The following is a 14,087-nucleotide window of genomic DNA, read 5'->3' on the forward strand; positions in this document are numbered from 1 at the left end:
GGCCATAACCGTTGGAAGTCAGCTGTTCAGCGAGGTGCGGTCGGGTTGACGAACGGCCTCAGGGCTTGAGATCGGCGAGCGGGTCATAGGGTTTAGCCGGGGTCTTGCCCTGCCCCGGCTTCACATCTTTCGGCGCCTTGGCCGGGCCGACGGGGTCAACCTGAGGGTCGGCAACGTCCGGCGAATCGGGGTCGAAACCCAGTTCATCGCCAGACGAATGTTCTGACGAATGCGGGCCGGCGGGAGTCGTGGAATCAGCCATAGATACCTCCTGGTCAGGGCCCGGAATACCCGGGCCTTATCCCTCAGAGGTCAGTAACACGCGGTGGTGCCCGCCAAATGACGAACGGATTACTGGGCCTTCAGCGCCTTGACCGCCCGCGCTGCCGCCTGTTCTTCACCGGCCTGCCCCAGCTCGCTGGCGGCCTTGAGCCAGCGCTGCTGATCGACCTGGGCCGGAATCTGCTCCGGCTTCTGGATCAATACCGCCCAGCCGCCGGCATCCTTGAACGCCGACTCAAAGGCGCTGAACTTCATCAACAGGCGTCGATTCATCCCTGCTCGCAGCAATACCGTCTGCTTCTGCCGATTGTAACCGGCGAGAATCGCGTAGCGCGGGCCGGCCCAAAACGCCGAACCTTCGGTAAAGCGCACCATCACCGGGTAGCCGGCGGCCACTTGCGTCAACAGCGCAGGCAGATTGCTGTCGAGGGGATAAACCACCATCGCGTACTCACGCGCCAGGTTTTGCATGTTCTGTTGCAACTGCGCCTCGGCGCCCGGCAAATGCAACGGCTTGTTGAGCAGCCCCGGCGTGATCACGATGCCTTGCTGCGACAACATGCTGGCCAGCACCTGGGGGCCACTTTCATTGGCATCACCACGATAGAACGTACCGCTGAGTTCCACGCGCTCCGGCAAGCGCTTGATCTCAGGTGCCACGCTGCCCGCGCAACCCGCCAATGCGGCCACACAGCCGATCACCAACACCGCCGTTCGAATTCGAGGAAATACCCGCACCATCGTCACTCTCTTGTTCAGTCGCCAGGTCATCGTGCGCCCGGCTGTGGCTGTCGATCATAGGACGGCGCACGGCAGCGGTATAGCCTTAACCGGCAGTTGTTTGCATTCGATAGAGCGAACTGGTTGGTCACAGGCGACCTTTGGTCAATAGCCTGAAACACAGCGACAACTAGACTGTCAGGTGTAAAGAACATGCCTGTCACAAGAGTGCGCCCGCAGCAGGGCAAAGAGGAGGCACTGATGAGCCTGACAATGACCGTCGCAATGCTGATTATCGGCTGGCTGGCCGTGGCCGCCGCCATGTTATGGGGGGTGCTGCGCGTGAGCCGCCGTCACCCTCCGGTTGAATCGAAGCCAGCGGTCAAAACCGACAAGACAGCTGTTCAACCCGCAACAGCGCACTGACCCGATCCTTGCACGCCGTATCCAAAAAAAAGGCCGCCTGGACTCTCGCGAGTGCAGGCGGCCGTTTCTTTTAACGCTGATCAGGCTTCAGTGGAGCGCTTCTGCCGGGCCCGGCGCGACAGCATGTTCAACACCTCGATCGCAGCCGAGAACGCCATGGCGGCATACACATAGCCCTTCGGCACATGAGCGCCGAAGCCTTCTGCGATCAGCGTCATGCCGATCATGATCAGGAAGCCCAGGGCCAGCATCACCACCGTCGGGTTGTCGTTGATGAACTTGGCCAACGGATCAGCCGCCAGCAACATCACCAGTACCGACACCACCACCGCGATGATCATGATCGGCAAATGCTCGGTCATGCCGACAGCGGTGATGATGCTGTCGATGGAAAACACCATGTCCAGCATCAGGATCTGACCGATTGCCGCGGCAAAACCCAGGGTCACGCTCGATGTTGCCGACTTCGGATCCTGCGGCGCCGGGTCCATGCTGTGATGGATTTCGGTAGTCGCCTTCCACAACAGGAACAGGCCACCGGCAATCAGGATCATGTCCTTCCAGGAGAACGCGTGGCCGAGAATCTCGATCACCGGCGCCGTCAACTGGACGATGAACGCGACGGTGCTCAGCAGCGCCAGTCGCAGAATCAACGCCATGCCGATACCGATGCGCCGCGCTTTCTGCCGATGTTCCGGTGGCAGCTTGTTGGTCAGGATCGAGATGAAGATCAGGTTATCGATGCCGAGCACGATTTCCATGACCACCAGCGTGGCCAGGGCGACCCAGGCAGTGGGGCTTGCAGCAAGTTGTAAAAGGTAATCCATGGGTCAGTCCTGACTCGTTTAAGGCGATTTAGATATCCTGGGACGAAGATTGTTTTGTCTCTTTGTCTTCAGCTGGCTGCTCTTTCTTGCTGATCAGGCCGCCGGTGGCGTCGCTGATGGCCGCTTCGGCAGCCTTGTGGGTGTCATCGATGGCCTGCTTGGCGGTTTCTGCCGCCTTGCCCATCAGTTGCTGAGCGCTCTTTTCAGCCTGGTCGCAACCGGCCAATACCAGTAAAGACGTGATCACAATTGCCGGTGCCATGAACTTCATCGTGCATTCCTCAATAGAACAGACGGTACCCCGTCGATGGGACGCATTCTAGAGAGGCAAACACTTCAGGAAAATTCGTATTTTTAGCGTATATACTTCGGTTTTTACGAACTGTAGACCGTTATGCTGAATTATCGACAACTGCACTACTTCTGGGTCGTGGCCAAGACCGGCAGCATCGTGCGTGCGTGCGAGCAACTGAACCTGACGCCACAGACCATCAGCGGGCAAATCTCCCTGCTGGAGCACACCTATGGCATTGAATTATTCCGACGCGTAGGCCGGCAGCTGGAACTCACTGAAGCCGGGCGTCAGACCCTGCCTTATGCCGAGCAAATGTTTCAGCTGGGGGGCGAACTGGAACTGATGCTGCGGGCGCAACCCAATGAACAGCAGATTCTGTTCCGGGTGGGGGTGGCGGACGTGGTGCCCAAGTCCATCGTTTATCGACTGATCGCGCCGACCATGGAGCTGAGCGAGCCGCTGCGCATCACCTGCCGCGAAGACAAACTGGAACGCCTGCTCGCCGACCTGGCAATCCAGCGCCTGGACCTGGTGATTTCCGACAGCCCGATGCCGTCGCACCTGGACATCAAGGGCTACAGCCAGAAACTCGGCGAATGCGGCATCAGTTTTTTTTGCGACCGCCGCGCTGGCAGCGCAGTACGGTCAGGATTTCCCGCGCAGCCTGAACGGCGCACCGTTGCTGATTCCCGGGCCGGAAACCGTGGTCCGCAGTCGTTTGCAGCGTTGGTTTGCCGAGCAGCAGATTCAGCCACGGATAGTCGGTGAGTTTGACGACAGCGCGTTGATGCAGGCCTTCGGCCAGTCCGGCAGCGGGATCTTCATCGGCCCGAGCGTGATTGCCGAAGAAGTGAAACGCCAATACGGCGTGGAGCTGATTGGCCAGACCGACGCGGTGACCGAGTCGTTCTATGCCATTTCAGTGGAGCGCAAGGTCAAGCACCCCGGCATTGTCGCCATTACCGAAGGTGCCCGCCGGGAACTCTTTACCGCGTTATGAGGCGCAGACTTCGCGAGGTTTGAAGGTCATCAGCGCAATGGCCAGCAGAATCGACGCCAGAATGAACGCCGCAGCGGCAAAACCCAGACCGCCCAGGCCCACCGAATCGATGACCCGGCCGCCGATCATGGCGCCCAGACCGATGCCGAGGTTGGCCCCGGCGATGTTCAGCGATGCGGCAAAGGCCGGTGCTTCGGGGGCTGCCTTCATCAACCGCACATGACTGACCAGGAACAATGCCGCCTGCGTCACACCCCAGATGCCCAGAGCGGCTGCCAGCCCGAGTGGCGAATGGATGTTCGGCACCAGCGCCACCATGCCGGCGATCATGAACGCACAGAACATCATCGACGCAACCAGCGGATGGCGATCCACCGCACGACCGCCCAGCGAGTTACCGATCAGGCCCACTGCGCCGAAGCCCATCAGGCACCAGCCGACCACCGTGCCGTTGAAACCGGCCAGGCGCTCAAGGATGTCTGCCAGATAGGTGTACGCGGTAAACATGCCGCTAAACACCAGGATCGACAGCAGTACGTGACCCACCATCAGTGGGCTGCGCAGGATCTTGAACTGCGAACGGAAACTCACCTGATGCTGGTGCAGGCTGGTTTTCGGCAGGTAGATAAACAGCAGTAAGGCCTTGGCAAACGCGATCACCGCCAGAATGCCGAAGGCAGTGCGCCAGCCAAATGCGTCGGAAATCAGCGTGCCCACCGGAATGCCGAACACCGTGGCACAAACGATGCCGAAGCCGATCTTGGCGATGGCGCGTCCGGCGTACTGCGGGCCGACAATATCGACTGCGGTTTCACTGGCCAACGCCCAGAACACCGGCAAACCCAGCGCCGGCAGCAAGCGGGCGGCGGCCATCACCCAGATGTTCGGCGCAAAGGCGGCAACGGTATTGGCCACGCCGAACATGATCAGCACGCTGATAAACAGCTTGCGCCGCTCGAACCGCGCGAAGTACGCGGTAAGGAATGGACCGAACGCGGCGACAGTGAAGGCGAACAACGTCACCAACAGTCCCGCCTGAGGGATCGTGACTTCAAGGTCGCGAGCAATCGCCGGCAACAGACCGACGATGATGAATTCCGTGGTCAGCACCGTGAAACCGGCAGCCGACAACAGAAGAATGGGCAACAGCATGCAGAACTCCAGAAAAACGACGACACCAGTGCTTGCCCGAAGGCCCACCGGCGAGATTTGAAAATGAGGATGGTGAATCTTAACAGAGTGTTTCCGGGGCGGGTTGCACGAACCTGCCTAAATACGTTGAAACACTTGGGTGGCAGATCGTCACAGGTCTGAAGGATCGAGACGACCCTGTGATAAAGTCCGCGCCCTGCAATTCGTACACCCTGTTCATCGGCCAGTTTCTGGCATTGATGTCGCACGATCCCTTCGGTTCCAGCCTGTGGCCTGCCCGCTTTTTTGCTGCATGAAACCGCGCAATTAAAAAAATCAGAGATACCGTTATGAGCGCTGCATCCCCTTCCCTGTTACTACGCCTGAAACGCACCAGCCTGGTCACGCAGATCATCATCGGCCTGATTGCCGGTATTGCCCTGGCCCTGTTCGCGCCTGAAGTGGCGAAGTCCACCGGGTTTATCGGCAAAGTCTTTGTCGCGGCCCTGAAAGCGGTCGCACCAATTCTGGTGTTCGTATTGGTGATGGCATCCATTGCCAACCACAAGCACGGCCAGGAAACCCACATCAAGCCGATTCTGTTTCTGTACTTGCTGGGCACTTTTGCCGCCGCCGTGGTGGCGGTGGTCGCCAGCATGTTGTTTCCGTCGCACCTGGTGCTGAGTACCCATGATGTTGCCGTGACCGCACCGGGCGGGATCAGCGAAGTGTTGCAAAGCCTGTTGCTGAGCGTGGTGGACAACCCGGTCAGCGCCCTGATGAACGCCAATTTCATCGGCATCCTGGCGTGGGCCATCGGCATGGGCGTTGCCATTCGCCATGCTGGCGACACCACCCGCGAAGTGCTGGGCGACCTGTCAAACGGTGTGACCGTCATCGTGCGCCTGGTGATTCGTTTCGCGCCGCTGGGGATTTTCGGTCTGGTGGCTTCAACGCTGGCCACCTCGGGGTTCGGCGCCTTGATCGGCTACCTGCACCTGTTGGCCGTGCTGCTGGGCTGCATGTTGTTCGTGGCGCTGGTGATGAACCCGGCCATCGTGTTCTGGAAGTTGCGGCGCAACCCGTACCCGCTGGTACTGATGTGCTTGCGCGAAAGCGGCATTACCGCGTTTTTCACCCGCAGTTCGGCGGCGAATATTCCGGTCAACCTGGAATTGAGCAAGCGCCTGGGGCTGCATGAAGACACATACTCGGTGTCGATTCCGCTCGGTGCCACCATCAACATGGCCGGTGCGGCGATCACCATTACCGTACTGAGCCTGGCTGCCGTGCACACATTGGGCATCGCCGTGGACATTGCGACCGCGATTCTGCTCAGCGTGGTTGCAGCGATCTGCGCCTGTGGCGCTTCGGGTGTGGCCGGTGGTTCGCTGCTGCTGATTCCACTGGCGTGCAGCCTGTTCGGCATTCCAAGCGAAATCGCCATGCAGGTGGTCGCGGTCGGTTTCATCATCGGCGTGTTGCAGGACTCGGCGGAAACCGCGCTGAACTCCTCCACCGACGTGCTGTTCACCGCTGCTGCTTGCCTGGGTGAAGACGAGAAAGCGCAGCGTCTGGCATAGCGATCTTTGACTTTTCATTGATACAAAAAAGCCCGCCAAGGCGCGAACCTTGGCGGGCTTTTTTGCAGGCGGGGTTTAGAACGCGCCCATGTAATCGCGCTTGCCCACTTCAACACCGTTGTGACGCAGCAGTGCATAGGTGGTGGTGACGTGGAAGAAGAACTGCGGCAGACCGTAGCTCAGCAGGTAAGCCTGGCCGGTGAAGCGCTTCTCTTTCGGCGTGCCCGGACGGGTGACGATTTCGATGCCTTCCTTGCCGTCGATCTGTTCAGGCTTGATCTCGCCGATGAACGCCAGGACCTTGCTCAGCAGCGCTTGCAGCTCGGCGAAAGTGGTTTCAGTGTCTTCGTACTTCGGCACTTCGATCTCGGCCAGACGCGAGGAAACGCCCTTGGCAAAATCGACGGCGATCTGCACCTGACGCACCAGCGGGAACATATCCGGGTACAGACGGGCTTGCAGGAATGCGTTCGGGTCGATGTTTTTCGCGGTGGCGTGGGCTTCAGCCTTGTTCAGAACGTCGCTCAGGGCGCCGAGCATTTGTTTGAAGACCGGAACGGAGGCGGCGTACAGGGAAATGGTCATGGCAATCTCATGTGATGGCAGGGAAACGTCGGTCGATTATAGCCACGCACGCCCCATCTGCGGCTTGTCTTTTATCTGGCAAGGATTAGGCTAGGCGCCTTCGACTGCATGCTTTGACAGCAAAGGGACAAGCGCGAATGAGCACCGAGCAAGAAACACCCATCGACGAACCGCGCCTCAACAGCACGGAAATCCGCATTCTGGGTTCGCTGATCGAGAAACAGGCCACCAGCCCGGAAACCTATCCGTTGACCCTTAATGCGCTGGTGATTGCGTGCAATCAGAAAACCAGCCGCGAACCGGTGATGAACCTGACCCAAGGCCAGGTCGGCCAGAGCCTGCGCGCCCTCGAAGGGCGTGGTTTTACCAAACTGGTGATGGGCAGCCGTGCCGATCGCTGGGAACACAAGATAGACAAGGCTCTGGAGCTGGTGCCGGCGCAGGTGATCCTGGCCGGGCTGCTGTTTCTGCGCGGCCCGCAAACGGTCAATGAATTGCTGACCCGCAGCGGGCGCATGCATGAGTTCGAAGACGCCGAGCAGGTGGTGCATCAACTGGAGCGCCTGATTGCCCGTGGGCTGGCGCTGTTGATCCCGCGTCAGGCCGGTCAGCGTGAAGACCGCTACATGCACGCGCTGGGCGATCCGGCGGACATCGAGGCGATCCTGGCAGCCCGGCAGAACCCGGTGGAGCGTGGCGCCGGCAGCGGCGTTTCGGTGGAGCGGATCGAAGAACTTGAAGCGCGAATTGCGGCGCTGGAAGAGCGGCTGGCACGGCTCGAATAACCCTGTAACACCTGCCCCTGTGGGAGCGGGCTTGCCCGCGATCGCGTTCGTTCAGGCACATCAACGTTGAATGTGCCGCCGCCTTCGCGGGCAAGCCCGCTCCCACAGGGGTCTGTGTTGATCACAGGATTGGGGGGGCTACTCCCCGTCCCAATAATCAACCCCGTCCCCCGGCCTGGCCACCGCCACAAACCCCGAGGCATTGCCCTTGGCATCCACCTTGAAGTCATCCATCACCGCGTACTTGCCCGAATCCGGGTACTCGCAAATCTCCGGCGATTGTTGGGTGCTGACCGCCAGGTAACGCAATTCGCCGTTGCTGGTATTGATGATCTGATGCGCCGCTTCCGGGCCACCTGGCGGGCAGGCGATCACGTCACCGGCACGAATGGGAAAACGCTCGGCACCCAAACGAACCTCGCCTTCCCCGGCGACGATGTAAAACATCTCCTCGTTGACGCGATGACTGTGAAACGGGCTGCCACGCATGCCCGGCTCCAGCGCGTACAAGCGATAACCGAGCTTCTGCGCGCCCAGTTGCTGGCCGATGCGGGACATGCGCTGCTGATAGCGACCGGCAGCCTCACCGGTGGGGGCAAAGGCCTCAGGCAACGGGCCGAGTTCGGCCTGATCCAGATTGAGAATGGCGGGATGCATGGGAACCTCGGTCATTGTGTTTGTTGTGTGGACAATCCTAGATCACATGGAAGACCGAGTCGCGGCCTTCGCGAGCAGGCTCGTTCCCACAAGTGACCGAGCCCTTTCTGAGGAATGCGATCAAATGTGGGAGCGAGCCTGCTCGCAAAGGGGGCATCACCGCCAATCAATAAACCACGGGGTCAACTACGAGCAAACGCCACCGCCGCCTGAAACTGCTCCTCGGTCGGCCGCACCCCGGTATAAAGCACAAACTGCTCCAGCGCCTGGATCGCAATCACCTCCAGCCCGGTAATCACCCGCTTGCCTTCAGCCCGTCCACGCACGATCAACGGTGTTTCCGAGGGGATCGCCACCACATCGAATACCGTCTGCGCCGCCACGATGGCCTCAGCTTCAAATGCCAGTTGATCCGCTTCAGGGCCGCCGGTCATGCCGATGGGCGTCACGTTGATCAGCATCTGCGGACGCAGCGGCCCCAGCTCCGCTTGCCATTCATACCCCAGCGACTCGGCCAGCGCACGGCCAGCACGTTCGTTACGGGCCACGATCACGCCGTGTTTGTAGCCGCCATCACGCAAGGCACTGGCCACCGCCTTGGCCATGCCGCCACTGCCGCGCAGGGCAAAGCTCGAGTCCTTGGGCACCTGATGGGTTTCCAGCAACTGGGCGATGGCGATGTAATCGGTGTTGTACGCCTTCAGATGCCCGTCGGTGTTGACGATGGTGTTGATCGACTGAATGGCCGCCGCCGACGGATCAAGCTCATCGACCAGCGCAATACAGTCTTCCTTGAACGGCATCGACACGCCGCAGCCACGAATGCCCAACGCGCGAATGCCGCCGACGGCGCCGGTCAGGTCCTGGCTGCTGAAGGCTTTGTAATAGAAATTCAGGCCCAGTTGTTCATACAGATGATTGTGAAATCGCAGCCCGAAGTTGCCGGGGCGCCCAGACAGCGACATGCATAGCCGGGTGTCTTTGTTGGGGTTCATCTGCATCGCAATCTCCTTCAGTGGCACTTTCAGATAGACGGGATTAGCCATGGCCCCCGTTCTGTTCGATCATAGCGAGGTGTCTGCGCCCGGTATCCGGGGGGCAGTAAAGAAGCCGGTACAGACCTTACACAAACTTTACCTAATGGCTGTGCTGATTTTCAAAAAGACGCTGTCTTAGAAGTATCCCCGCGATAATCCTTGGGTCTATTTGCAGATTCAAGCGCTGGGTCGAATTAACGAGGAATTATCATGATCCGTAAACTTCCTGTCTTAGCTTTGCTGATCGGTGCATTGGCTGTCGCCGGACAGGCGCAAGCCGGTGGTTACTATTATGGCCATGGCCACGGCGGCTGCTGCTGGGGCGGCGGTCACGGAGGCTGGGTAGGACCGGCTGCTGTCGGTGCAGTTCTGGGCGCCGTGGTAGCAGGTTCGGTGATGTCCGGACCGCGCACGGTTTACGTACAGCAACCGGTCTACGTCCAACCGCAGCCGGTCTATGCACCGCCACCGGTCTACTACCAGCCACCCCCTCAACCGGTTTACGTACAGCCACAGGGCTACTACGTTCAACCTCGCTACTGAGGTCCACGGCTGTAAAGTTCTGGCTGTCGATGAAACAGGCTCCGCCGCAAGGCGGGGCCTGTTTTCGTTCAGGTGTCTGAATAAATCTCTTCCGGGTCGCTGTCAGGACAGTGCCTGCGACTAGAATCGGCATGATTGACATAAGCCCTTCCTTCCGCTTGAAGAAAACGGTCATATTTATGTCATGTCAGGCCCCCAAGCTTGGGCCTGTCCGTAAACAACAGGTTGATAACAACAAGGACGACCTCATGCCCACACAAAATCCGCACCGCAATGTCGGTTTGTGCACCTCCAGCAAGGTGTACAACGCCCTGACCGAACTCAAGCACCTGGAAGGCCATCGCAGCGCCAAGTTTCTCTCGCTGCTGGCGGAAAACCTGGTCCGCAAGGGATTGCTCAACGAGCAGGAAGTGGTCCACATGCTCGACCTGGTCGTGGACTGAGCGCCAGACTCGCCGGCATCAATGTCCACTATCGAGCGCGTTGATTATCCGTAGAACCGTTTGCTCCGTAAGGTAGCTCCATAGATCACTGGAGGTCCTTATGTCTCAGGTTCAAATCATGTCCGTTGTCGGCAGCGCCGTTCCCGCACCGCTCAGAGAGCTAGGATTGCTCGCCTGTTGGTATCTGGTGCAGGATGGCGAACCGGTCAGCGGACCGCTCACCTCATTGCCGGCGGCCCAGGCATTGTCGAACATCTCGATGCCTGCTGGTTGCCTGCCTAAGGCAACTGAACCTTCGGCTTGGTTTCGATGAAAATCGCCCAGCTCGACATGAACAGCGCAGCGATCAACGGCCCGATCACAAAGCCGTTCAGGCCAAAGATCGCCATCCCGCCCAGGGTCGAGATCAGGATCAGGTAATCGGGCATGCGCGTGTCCTTGCCCACCAGGATCGGTCGCAGCAGGTTGTCCACCAGACCGATCACCAACACCCCGAACGTCGCTAGCACCACGCCTTGCCAGATGGCCCCACTGAGCAGGAAGTACATCGCCACCGGCGCCCAGACGATGCCCGCCCCCACCGCTGGCAACAGCGACAGAAACGCCATCAGCACCGCCCAGAGCAATGCACTGGGGATGTCCAGAAACCAGAAAATCAAACCGCCCAAAGCCCCTTGCGTGATCGCCACCAGCAGGTTGCCTTTGACGGTGGCACGCACCACGCGGTTGAACTTGAGCTGCAAACGGCGCTTCTGGTGTTCCTGCAACGGCACGGCGGTGCGGATCTTGCGCGCCAGCTCGGCGCCATCGCGCAGAAAAAAGAACAACAGGTACAACATGATGAAAAAACTCACCACGAATTCGAAGGTGCCCTGGCCAAAACTGACTGCCTGGGTCGCGAAAAACTGACTGCCCTGCATCGCCCCTTTGACGATTTTCTCCTGCAGCCCGTGCAACTCACCCACACCGAAACGATCGAGCAAATGCTGGAAGTACGGTGGCAAACCGTGCTTGAACTGCGCCACATACCCCGCTATGTCCAGCTCCCCACTGTCGATGCTCTTGTACAGCGATGCGCCTTCCTGAACCAGCAGGAGACTGAGGATGATCACCGGCAAAATCGCGATCACCACGCAGATGCCCAAGGTGCACAAGGAGGTCAGGTTGCGCCGCCAGCCAAACCTCAATTGCAGCCGGCGCTGCATAGGCGCAAAGACTATGCCCAGGATCACCGCCCAGAACACAGCGCCGTAGAACGGCAGCAGGATCCAGATAAAGGCCAGCGTCACCGCCACCAGCAATACCAGCAGCGATTTGTCTTGTAGCGTCGTTTCGTTCATGTCCAATCCATATCAGTCCGTACCGGCACTTGCTCGCACCGTGATGCTTAGTCCACCAAGGTCCGCCCGAGTGCCATCCGTTTGTGCATCAAGCATAGATCCAGATCAATAAAGCCCACGGGCAAGCGCCTATCCTGTGCCGCTTTTGCGACCGATACCGCCATGACCCTCGCGACACCCGAACTGCTCGCCCCCGCCGGCACCCTGAAAAACATGCGTTACGCCTTCGCCTACGGCGCCGATGCGGTGTACGCCGGCCAGCCGCGCTACAGCCTGCGGGTGCGCAACAACGAATTCGATCACGCCAATCTCGCCCTCGGCATCCAGGAAGCACAAACCCAGGGCAAGCGCTTCTACGTGGTGGTGAACATCGCGCCGCACAACGCCAAACTCAAAACCTTTCTCAAAGACCTGGCACCGGTAATCGCCATGGCGCCGGACGCGTTCATCATGTCCGATCCCGGCTTGATCATGCTGGTGCGCCGGCACTTCCCGCAGATGCCGATTCACCTGTCGGTGCAGGCCAACACGGTGAACTGGGCAAGTGTCGAGTTCTGGCAGCAGCAGGGTTTGAGCCGGATCATCCTGTCCCGGGAATTGTCACTGGAAGAAATCGCCGAGATTCGTCAGCACGTGCCGGCGATGGAGCTGGAAGTGTTTGTCCATGGCGCCTTGTGCATGGCCTACTCCGGCCGCTGCCTGCTCTCGGGCTACATGAACAAGCGCGACGCCAATCAGGGCAGTTGCACCAATGCCTGCCGTTGGAAATACTCGGCGCAGGCGGCCACTGAAAACCAGCTCGGCGAGATCGTCCAGCAGTACTCACCCGAGCCGACCCTGGGCATCGGCGCGCCCACCGATCAGGTGTTCCTGCTACAGGAAGCCAATCGCCCGGACGAACTGATGCCGGCTTTCGAAGACGAACACGGCACTTACATCATGAACGCCAAGGACCTGCGCGCCGTGCAGCACGTCGAGCGCCTGACGCAGATGGGCGTGCATTCGCTGAAAATCGAAGGCCGCACCAAATCGCACTTCTATTGCGCCCGCACCACGCAGGTGTACCGTCGGGCGATTGATGATGCCGTCGCCGGTCGCGCGTTCGACCGCAGCTTGATGAACGACCTGGAATCGCTGGCCCAGCGTGGTTACACCGAGGGCTTTCTGCGTCGACATGTGCATGACGAGTATCAGAATTACCAGAACGGCAGCTCGGTGTCAGAGCGTCAGCAGTTTGTCGGCGAACTGACGGGCGAGCGCCGGGACCGGCTAGCCGAAGTGAAGGTGAAAAATCGTTTTGGCCTGGGCGATCACCTTGAATTGATGACGCCCAAGGGCAACTTCCATTTTGATCTGCACCAGATGCAGAACGCCAAGGGCGAGCCGGTCGACGTGGCGCCGGGGGACGGGCATACCGTGTACGTGCCGATCCCGGATGCGGTGGATTTGCGCTTTGGGTTGTTGATGCGCGATATCAACGCCACCTGAGGCATCCCCAAAAAAACCTGTGATCCCCTGTGGGATGTTCGGTGTTCAGGCGATCTGGACTAATTCGCCGAAAACCGATCCCGACTGTTCGTCAGATGCAACCACATCGCCGCCCGCGCCGCGTCCGGGTCCTGGCGCTTGATCGCATTCAAGATGGCTTCGTGCTCCAGGTTGGCCAACTGCCCCAGCTTGCTCAAATCCGCCGCCCCGCGCTCGACGGCATTCACCCGGGTTCGTGGAATCATGGCACTGCCAAGATGCTGCATGATTTCGCTGAAACACAGATTGCCGGTGGCTTCGGCGATCAGCAGGTGGAAGCGCCGGTCGGCCTCCACGCAACTGTCGTTGTTGGCCAGCAGCTTCTGATAATCGTCCAGCGCTTCGCGCATCAGCACCAGTTGCTGATCCGTGCGCCGCACCGCCGCCAGCGCGGCAGCCTGGGTTTCCAGGCCCATGCGCAACTCCAGAATGCTGCGCACCCCCAGCGCGGTATCGACGTTCAACCGCAGCCCCTGTTCTGTCGCCCGCTCGATGACAAACGTACCGATGCCATGACGGGTTTCCACCAGCCCCGACGCCTGCAATTTCGAAATCGCTTCGCGCACCACCGTGCGACTGACGCCGTGTTCCTGAACGATGCTGTTTTCCGACGGCAGTTTGTCCCCCGGCAGCATCTGGCCGAGCAGGATGCTCTGGGTCAACCTGGCGACCAGATCGTGAGCCAGGTTGTGGGGACGCTTGCGGGCAGGTGCGTCGAGGTCGTCTTGCATGGTGTTCATCCTTAGAGCAGGGCTATCCGGATCGTAGCACCGCGATGAATGGGAAACCTTGAAAAACATCCACCAACTTGTATGACAACACTCAACATTAATCGCCGTATTAGCTGCATCATCTGCCGAGCACAACACTAAAAAGCCTATAAAACCGCCTGAATAGCGCAGATTC

At 59.6% G+C, this 14,087-nt stretch carries 17 protein-coding genes and 1 pseudogene; 8 read left to right on the forward strand and 10 right to left on the reverse strand.

Features of this window, described 5'->3' with window-relative positions:
* Positions 1–58: 58 nt before the first annotated feature.
* Positions 59–262: a DUF6021 family protein gene (locus POF45_RS05705; RefSeq protein WP_259495055.1), complete on the reverse strand. Its 204-nt coding sequence runs from the start codon at positions 260–262 to the stop codon at positions 59–61.
* A gap of 89 nt (positions 263–351) precedes the next feature.
* Complete coding sequence (locus POF45_RS05710) at positions 352–1,053, reverse strand: C39 family peptidase (protein WP_282315295.1); 702 nt, start codon at positions 1,051–1,053, stop codon at positions 352–354.
* 210 nt (positions 1,054–1,263) lie between these two features.
* On the opposite strand from POF45_RS05710, the gene POF45_RS05715 reads away from it, so the two are divergent.
* A complete protein-coding gene (locus POF45_RS05715; protein WP_259495058.1) occupies positions 1,264–1,428 on the forward strand; it encodes a hypothetical protein in 165 nt (54 codons plus the stop codon).
* Between the two features lie 80 nt (positions 1,429–1,508).
* Here the strand turns inward: POF45_RS05715 and POF45_RS05720 are convergent, their stop codons facing one another.
* Positions 1,509–2,255: a TerC family protein gene (locus tag POF45_RS05720; RefSeq protein ID WP_282315296.1), complete on the reverse strand. Its 747-nt coding sequence runs from the start codon at positions 2,253–2,255 to the stop codon at positions 1,509–1,511.
* Positions 2,256–2,283: 28 nt separating this feature from the next.
* A complete protein-coding gene (locus tag POF45_RS05725) occupies positions 2,284–2,526 on the reverse strand; it encodes a hypothetical protein (RefSeq protein ID WP_259495060.1) in 243 nt (80 codons plus the stop codon).
* A 123-nt stretch (positions 2,527–2,649) separates the two neighbouring features.
* Here POF45_RS05725 and nhaR point away from each other — a divergent pair.
* A pseudogene (gene nhaR, locus POF45_RS05730) lies at positions 2,650–3,550 on the forward strand (transcriptional activator NhaR).
* Here nhaR and POF45_RS05735 read toward each other — a convergent pair.
* Positions 3,545–4,702, reverse strand: a complete 1,158-nt coding sequence (locus POF45_RS05735) for an MFS transporter (protein WP_259495062.1) — start codon at positions 4,700–4,702, stop codon at positions 3,545–3,547. The pseudogene nhaR and the gene POF45_RS05735 overlap by 6 nt on opposite strands.
* A 329-nt stretch (positions 4,703–5,031) precedes the next feature.
* Between POF45_RS05735 and sstT the strand changes: the two genes are divergently transcribed.
* Positions 5,032–6,264 (forward strand): serine/threonine transporter SstT, encoded by a 1,233-nt coding sequence (gene sstT, locus POF45_RS05740; RefSeq protein WP_259495064.1) that lies wholly within the window; start codon positions 5,032–5,034, stop codon positions 6,262–6,264.
* A 75-nt stretch (positions 6,265–6,339) separates the two neighbouring features.
* Here sstT and POF45_RS05745 read toward each other — a convergent pair whose 3' ends face one another.
* Complete coding sequence (locus POF45_RS05745; RefSeq protein WP_259495066.1) at positions 6,340–6,849, reverse strand: DUF1993 domain-containing protein; 510 nt, start codon at positions 6,847–6,849, stop codon at positions 6,340–6,342.
* A gap of 137 nt (positions 6,850–6,986) precedes the next feature.
* On the opposite strand from POF45_RS05745, the gene POF45_RS05750 reads away from it, so the two are divergent.
* A complete protein-coding gene (locus POF45_RS05750) occupies positions 6,987–7,634 on the forward strand; it encodes a YceH family protein (RefSeq protein WP_282315298.1) in 648 nt (215 codons plus the stop codon).
* Between the two features lie 138 nt (positions 7,635–7,772).
* Here POF45_RS05750 and POF45_RS05755 read toward each other — a convergent pair whose 3' ends face one another.
* The gene (locus POF45_RS05755; RefSeq protein WP_259495070.1) at positions 7,773–8,291 is read right to left on the reverse strand and encodes a cupin domain-containing protein; all 519 of its coding nucleotides are present in this window, start codon (positions 8,289–8,291) and stop codon (positions 7,773–7,775) included.
* Positions 8,292–8,473: 182 nt separating this feature from the next.
* Positions 8,474–9,292, reverse strand: coding sequence for a shikimate 5-dehydrogenase (locus tag POF45_RS05760; protein WP_259503211.1), 819 nt, complete (start codon positions 9,290–9,292; stop codon positions 8,474–8,476).
* 246 nt (positions 9,293–9,538) lie between these two features.
* On the opposite strand from POF45_RS05760, the gene POF45_RS05765 reads away from it, so the two are divergent.
* The 3 genes from POF45_RS05765 to POF45_RS05775 all read left to right on the forward strand — a co-directional run bounded on the left by POF45_RS05765 (position 9,539) and on the right by POF45_RS05775 (position 10,627).
* Complete coding sequence (locus tag POF45_RS05765) at positions 9,539–9,871, forward strand: hypothetical protein (RefSeq protein WP_259495072.1); 333 nt, start codon at positions 9,539–9,541, stop codon at positions 9,869–9,871.
* Positions 9,872–10,119: 248 nt separating this feature from the next.
* On the forward strand, positions 10,120–10,314 hold the full coding sequence (locus POF45_RS05770; RefSeq protein ID WP_123409983.1) for a hypothetical protein: 195 nt from the start codon (positions 10,120–10,122) through the stop codon (positions 10,312–10,314).
* 100 nt (positions 10,315–10,414) lie between these two features.
* On the forward strand, positions 10,415–10,627 hold the full coding sequence (locus POF45_RS05775; RefSeq protein WP_259495076.1) for a hypothetical protein: 213 nt from the start codon (positions 10,415–10,417) through the stop codon (positions 10,625–10,627).
* Here POF45_RS05775 and POF45_RS05780 read toward each other — a convergent pair.
* A complete protein-coding gene (locus POF45_RS05780) occupies positions 10,593–11,654 on the reverse strand; it encodes an AI-2E family transporter (RefSeq protein ID WP_259495077.1) in 1,062 nt (353 codons plus the stop codon). The genes POF45_RS05775 and POF45_RS05780 overlap by 35 nt on opposite strands.
* Before the next feature lie 162 nt (positions 11,655–11,816).
* Here POF45_RS05780 and trhP point away from each other — a divergent pair, with 162 nt between their 5' ends.
* A complete protein-coding gene (gene trhP / locus POF45_RS05785) occupies positions 11,817–13,142 on the forward strand; it encodes a prephenate-dependent tRNA uridine(34) hydroxylase TrhP (RefSeq protein WP_282315299.1) in 1,326 nt (441 codons plus the stop codon).
* Between the two features lie 59 nt (positions 13,143–13,201).
* Here the strand turns inward: trhP and POF45_RS05790 are convergent, their stop codons facing one another.
* Positions 13,202–13,912: a FadR/GntR family transcriptional regulator gene (locus POF45_RS05790; RefSeq protein WP_259495080.1), complete on the reverse strand. Its 711-nt coding sequence runs from the start codon at positions 13,910–13,912 to the stop codon at positions 13,202–13,204.
* Positions 13,913–14,087: the final 175 nt, after the last annotated feature.

The organism is Pseudomonas fungipugnans (assembly GCF_029955235.1).
Classification (GTDB): domain Bacteria; phylum Pseudomonadota; class Gammaproteobacteria; order Pseudomonadales; family Pseudomonadaceae; genus Aquipseudomonas; species Aquipseudomonas fungipugnans.

Coding starts and splice junctions, on each gene's coding strand:
- POF45_RS05775 (WP_259495076.1), top strand. CDS start 10,415: ATGTCTCAGGTTCAAATCATGTCCGTTGTCGGCAGCGCCGTTCCCGCA.
- POF45_RS05765 (WP_259495072.1), top strand. CDS start 9,539: ATGATCCGTAAACTTCCTGTCTTAGCTTTGCTGATCGGTGCATTGGCT.
- POF45_RS05790 (WP_259495080.1), bottom strand. CDS start 13,912: ATGCAAGACGACCTCGACGCACCTGCCCGCAAGCGTCCCCACAACCTG.
- POF45_RS05760 (WP_259503211.1), bottom strand. CDS start 9,292: ATGCAGATGAACCCCAACAAAGACACCCGGCTATGCATGTCGCTGTCT.
- POF45_RS05715 (WP_259495058.1), top strand. CDS start 1,264: ATGAGCCTGACAATGACCGTCGCAATGCTGATTATCGGCTGGCTGGCC.
- POF45_RS05755 (WP_259495070.1), bottom strand. CDS start 8,291: ATGCATCCCGCCATTCTCAATCTGGATCAGGCCGAACTCGGCCCGTTG.
- POF45_RS05720 (WP_282315296.1), bottom strand. CDS start 2,255: ATGGATTACCTTTTACAACTTGCTGCAAGCCCCACTGCCTGGGTCGCC.
- POF45_RS05725 (WP_259495060.1), bottom strand. CDS start 2,526: ATGAAGTTCATGGCACCGGCAATTGTGATCACGTCTTTACTGGTATTG.
- POF45_RS05705 (WP_259495055.1), bottom strand. CDS start 262: ATGGCTGATTCCACGACTCCCGCCGGCCCGCATTCGTCAGAACATTCG.
- sstT (WP_259495064.1), top strand. CDS start 5,032: ATGAGCGCTGCATCCCCTTCCCTGTTACTACGCCTGAAACGCACCAGC.
- POF45_RS05770 (WP_123409983.1), top strand. CDS start 10,120: ATGCCCACACAAAATCCGCACCGCAATGTCGGTTTGTGCACCTCCAGC.
- POF45_RS05780 (WP_259495077.1), bottom strand. CDS start 11,654: ATGAACGAAACGACGCTACAAGACAAATCGCTGCTGGTATTGCTGGTG.
- POF45_RS05745 (WP_259495066.1), bottom strand. CDS start 6,849: ATGACCATTTCCCTGTACGCCGCCTCCGTTCCGGTCTTCAAACAAATG.
- trhP (WP_282315299.1), top strand. CDS start 11,817: ATGACCCTCGCGACACCCGAACTGCTCGCCCCCGCCGGCACCCTGAAA.
- POF45_RS05750 (WP_282315298.1), top strand. CDS start 6,987: ATGAGCACCGAGCAAGAAACACCCATCGACGAACCGCGCCTCAACAGC.
- POF45_RS05735 (WP_259495062.1), bottom strand. CDS start 4,702: ATGCTGTTGCCCATTCTTCTGTTGTCGGCTGCCGGTTTCACGGTGCTG.
- POF45_RS05710 (WP_282315295.1), bottom strand. CDS start 1,053: ATGACCTGGCGACTGAACAAGAGAGTGACGATGGTGCGGGTATTTCCT.